This is a genomic window from Testudinibacter sp. 'clade 2', assembly GCF_006227735.1.
GTDB lineage: Bacteria > Pseudomonadota > Gammaproteobacteria > Enterobacterales > Pasteurellaceae > Chelonobacter.
Genome location: NZ_VDHB01000106.1, coordinates 1 through 4544, shown reverse-complemented (window position 1 = coordinate 4544; position 4544 = coordinate 1). Strand labels below are relative to the sequence as shown.

The 4544-nt window shown below is 45.0% G+C and carries 4 protein-coding genes; all 4 read left to right on the top strand.

Translation table 11 applies throughout. The annotated features are described in order from the left end of the window. Window positions 1-203 precede the first annotated feature (203 nt). Window positions 204-470 carry an oxaloacetate decarboxylase subunit gamma gene (locus FHQ30_RS08875; protein ID WP_139615118.1) on the top strand — a complete coding sequence of 89 codons (267 nt, stop codon included), beginning with the start codon at window positions 204-206 and terminating at the stop codon, window positions 468-470. A 60-nt stretch (window positions 471-530) separates the two neighbouring features. Next, a complete protein-coding gene (oadA, locus tag FHQ30_RS08870; RefSeq protein WP_139615119.1) occupies window positions 531-2354 on the top strand; it encodes a sodium-extruding oxaloacetate decarboxylase subunit alpha in 1824 nt (607 codons plus the stop codon). Window positions 2355-2374: 20 nt separating this feature from the next. Next, window positions 2375-3682, top strand: coding sequence for a sodium ion-translocating decarboxylase subunit beta (locus tag FHQ30_RS08865; RefSeq protein ID WP_139615120.1), 1308 nt, complete (start codon window positions 2375-2377; stop codon window positions 3680-3682). 107 nt (window positions 3683-3789) lie between these two features. Then, the coding region (locus FHQ30_RS13450) for an IS256 family transposase, variant Zn-binding type (RefSeq protein WP_500692255.1) at window positions 3790-4544 on the top strand (755 nt) is incomplete at its 3' end.

The window sequence follows — 4544 nt, the reverse complement described above, 5'->3', positions numbered from 1 at the left end:
GATCAACAGACCCTAATGTATAACAGAAAATTAATTTGCATTTTAGCAAGGCTTGCGGTAAATAAAAACAGCCATTTATTTGAAAACGCCAAATTACAAAATACACCAAAATGAGTTGATCTGGCGCAAAAATTACCAATTGAATTTTAAGTATGCTATAACCTTAAGGCATATTAATTTTATTAGCACGGCGGGAGGGTGGCATGACAGCAGCAGAACTAATGGCGGAAGGTATCGCTTTAATGGTGTCAGGAATGGGATTTGTCCTGTTGTTTCTCTGCATTTTGATCCTTGCAATTCGTTTAATGTCGTATCTGGTTAATCGGTTTTTTCCTGAACCGATGTCAATCAAACCGCACTTATCTGCTCCAAAGCAAGCAAACTTGACGTTGTCGACAGCACAAGAGGATCTTGACGTTCTGCGTCCGGTTATTGTGGCGGCAATTGCCCACCATCGCCGTCAGCGTTAGCAACCATAGATCAAATTATAAACAAACATCAACAGACCCTAATCTTTATGGAGTATTCTCATGACAAAATCTGCACACCCAATCGCGATTACTGATGTGGTATTGCGTGATGCTCATCAATCATTATTTGCCACACGGCTACGTTTGGACGATATGTTGCCGATTGCTGCCGAACTGGATCAAATTGGTTATGCTTCACTGGAATGTTGGGGCGGGGCAACATTTGATGCCTGTATTCGGTTTTTAGGCGAAGATCCTTGGGTTCGGTTGCGAGAGCTGAAAAAAGCGATGCCGAAAACGCCGTTGCAAATGTTACTGCGTGGGCAAAATTTGCTGGGTTATCGGCATTATGCCGATGATGTGGTTGAACATTTTGTTGAAAGAGCGGTCAGCAACGGAATCAACGTGTTCCGTGTATTTGATGCGATGAATGATCCGCGCAATATGTGTTGTGCGCTGCAAGCGGTGCGCAAAAACGGTGCTCATGCGCAAGGCACCCTCAGTTATACCACCAGCCCGGTGCATACTTTGGAAACTTGGTTAGACCTCTGTGAACAGCTGCTGGAAATCGGTGTTGATTCATTGGTGATCAAAGATATGTCAGGGATTTTGACACCGATGGCAGCGCATCGCTTGGTACGCGAAATTAAACAACGCTATGACATTCCGTTGCATCTGCATTGCCACTCCACCACCGGCATGGCAGAAATGGCACTATTGAAAGCGATTGAAGCCGGAGTCGACGGCGTGGATACCGCAATTTCCTCTATGAGCGGAACCTACGGTCATCCGGCAACGGAAGCATTGGTGGCAACATTGCAGGGAACGGAATATGACACCGGCTTGGATATTCATAAATTGGAAAAAGTGGCAGCCTATTTCCGTGAAATTCGTAAAAAATATCAAGCTTTTGAAGGACAATTAAAAGGCTCTGACAGTCGCATCTTAGTGGCGCAAGTGCCGGGCGGTATGTTGACGAATTTGGAAAGCCAGCTAAAACAACAAAATGCCTCACAACGTTTAGACGAAGTGTTGTCTGAAATTCCACGAGTCCGTCAAGATTTAGGCTATATTCCGTTGGTGACGCCGACCTCGCAAATTGTCGGTACTCAAGCGGTGATCAATGTGCTCACGGGAAGTCGTTATCAAACCATTGCTAAAGAGACTGCGGGGATTTTGAAAGGCGAATACGGGCGTACACCGGCACCGGTTGATACCGCACTTCAAGCCAAAGTGCTAAACGGTGCAGCGCCGATGACCGATCGTCCGGCAGATCATTTACCGCCGGAAATGCAGCAACTGACAGCAGAAGTGAAACAACAAGCAGCACAGCAAAATATCAAACTGGCGGATAATCTGATTGATGATACGTTGATTGTGGCGCTGTTTCCGCAAATCGGTTGGAAATTTTTGGAAAACCGTGATAATCCGGTGGCGTTTGAAGCGGTACCAGCAGCTACTTCAGACATATCTAAAGCGGCGTCAGTTAAACCAGCCACAGCAAATCCAGCGAATGCTACCGATGCGGCGGTGTATACGGTTGAAATCGATGGCAAAGCCTTTGTGGTCAAAGTCAGTGAGGGCGGGGAGGTTGGCGATATTAGTCCGGCAAAAGTGCGGTCAGCGCATGATGCTGCGCCGTCTCAAGCAGTGAATACAGCCAAAGTAAACACAGTATCGGTGAATGCACCGATGGCGGGCAATATCTGGAAAGTGCTGGTGACGGAAGGGCAACAGGTTGAAAAAGATGAGGTGCTGTTGTTACTGGAAGCGATGAAAATGGAAACTGAAATTCGCGCCGCTCAGGCCGGCACGGTGCAGGGGATTGCGGTGAAAGCCGGGGAGACGGTTGCTGTCGGTGATCGTCTGATGAATTTGATATGATCAGAGCAAGGTAACGGATTATGGAAAGCATTTACGCCCTGTTGCAGGGCATGGGTATCCGGCATCTTGAGCTGGGGCAAGCGATTATGCTAGTCGTTAGTTTATTGCTGCTGTGGCTTGCGATTGCCCGTAAATTCGAGCCGCTGTTGTTATTACCGATTGGCTTTGGCGGATTGCTGGCGAATATTCCTGAAGCCGGTATGGCGATGACCGCATTGGATAACCTGCTGCATCACGGCAGCACTGAACAGTGGGCGTTTGTTGCCGATAAACTGAATGTCGCAGCAAACTTGGATTCGATTAAATCCGGCTTGAATACCGCACTTCCTTCAGTGCTGGCGCAATTAGAAAGTTATGCAACGGATCAAGGCTATACCACCGGAATTTTAGCGCTGTTTTATAAGGTTGCTATCGGTTATGGCGTCGCGCCGTTAGTAATTTTTATGGGGGTTGGGGCGATGACCGATTTCGGACCGCTGTTGGCAAACCCAAAAACGCTATTGTTGGGCGCCGCCGCACAATTCGGTATTTTTGCCACCGTGCTTGGTGCATTGGCATTAAACAGTTTGGGGATTATTGAATTTACCCTGCCGCAAGCGGCTTCGATCGGCATTATCGGCGGGGCTGACGGCCCGACGGCAATCTATCTTGCCAGCAAACTAGCGCCGGAGCTGCTGGGGGCGATTGCGGTGGCGGCGTATTCGTATATGGCGTTGGTGCCATTAATTCAGCCACCGATTATGAAAGCGCTCACCAGTGAAACAGAGCGTAAAATCCGCATGGTGCAGCTTCGCCAAGTCAGCAATCGGGAAAAAATTCTGTTTCCGATTGTATTGCTGTTATTGGTGGCGCTGTTGCTGCCGGATGCCGCACCGTTATTGGGGATGTTTTGTTTTGGTAATTTAATGCGGGTCAGTGGCGTGGTGGAACGTTTAAGCGAAACCACGCAGAATACTTTAATCAATATTGTGACGATTATTTTGGGTTTATCGGTCGGAGCAAAATTGGTGGCGGATAAATTCCTGCAACCGCAAACGCTGGGGATTTTACTGCTGGGTATGGTCGCATTTGCGATTGGTACTGCCAGTGGGGTGATTATGGCGAAGTTGTTAAATCGTTTTTCTAAAAATAACCCGATCAATCCGTTAATTGGCGCTGCCGGCGTCTCTGCGGTGCCGATGGCAGCGCGGGTCGCCAACAAAGTCGGTTTGCAAGCTGATTCGCAAAACTTCCTATTAATGCACGCAATGGGCCCCAATGTTGCCGGGGTAATCGGATCGGCGATTGCTGCAGGGGTGATGTTAAAATATATTACTGCAATGTCGTAGGGTCTATAGCTCAAATTATAAACAAAGGTATAGTAGACAAAATGGTTGCTAAAAAGTGGGTTAAAGCCTTATAGTAACTGGCTTTAACCCACTTTTTTGAAATATGAATAAAAAATTGCCCTTTCTGCCAAAATCAAAATATTCGCAAATATGGTGTTCGTAATAATATTCAGCGTTATAAATGTAATGTCTGCAATAAAACATTCATCTCCAAGAAAAAATTAGATCCGATTAAAATTTGGTCTGATTACACTTTCGGAAAACAAACCTACAAACAACTTGCTGATAAATATCATTGTTCAGTTAGAACAATCCAACGATATATATTAAAAGCACCGAAAGCATCATTAAATTCACCAATAAATCAAAAATTAAATATATTAATGGATACGACTTTCTTCGGTCGTGAGTTTGGTATTCTTGTGTTGATGGATAGTATCACTGAAAAAGTCATTTTTCATCGTGTAGTAAGTACGGAGAAAGCCTTATATTACCGATTAGCCATTAATGAATTAAGAGAAAAAAATTATTATATTCAATCTATTACCTGCGATGGAAAGCGAGGTTTACTGAAAGATCTTTTAAATGCACCGATCCAGATGTGTCAATTTCACCAAGTTGCACTTGTCATCAGAAAATTAACCCGAAAGCCAAAATCAGAAGCGGGAAAAAAGTTAAAAATACTTGTTAAAACACTCAAAATAAGCCGTAAGAATGAGTTTTATATAAATCTGTATCATTGGTATCTTAAGCATAAAACATTCTTAAATGAGCGTTCTGATAAGCCTGATGAAAAAGGTAAATATCCTTATAAGCATCGTGGCGTTCGTAGTGCTTATGCAAGCTTGCTACGGAATATGGA